The organism is Paraburkholderia sp. SIMBA_027 (assembly GCF_046535315.1).
GTDB lineage: Bacteria > Pseudomonadota > Gammaproteobacteria > Burkholderiales > Burkholderiaceae > Paraburkholderia > Paraburkholderia tropica.
On record NZ_JAWRWY010001764.1, the window covers coordinates 1 to 229 of the forward strand.

The 229-nt window shown below is 61.1% G+C and carries 1 protein-coding gene; it reads right to left on the reverse strand.

The genetic code is table 11. The features are described from left to right. A partial coding sequence (locus SB764_RS45220) for an FAD-dependent monooxygenase (RefSeq protein WP_410867468.1) occupies positions 1-229 on the reverse strand: 229 nt, incomplete at both ends.

The following is a 229-nucleotide window of genomic DNA, read 5'->3' on the forward strand; positions in this document are numbered from 1 at the left end:
GTGGCAATTCGGGCCCGCCCACACCACCGGCGCATTGATCTGCAAGTCCTTCGGCATGTTTTCGACTTCAACGACGGCGCGATACACGACATGCCCTGTCACGCGATGCTCGTCGCCGATCAATGCCTTGCGTACCGCAGACTTCACGCCATCGCAACCGATTACGGCATCCGCGTGGTACCGCTCGCCGTTCTGATCGATGACAGTCACACCGCCGGCATGCTGGTCG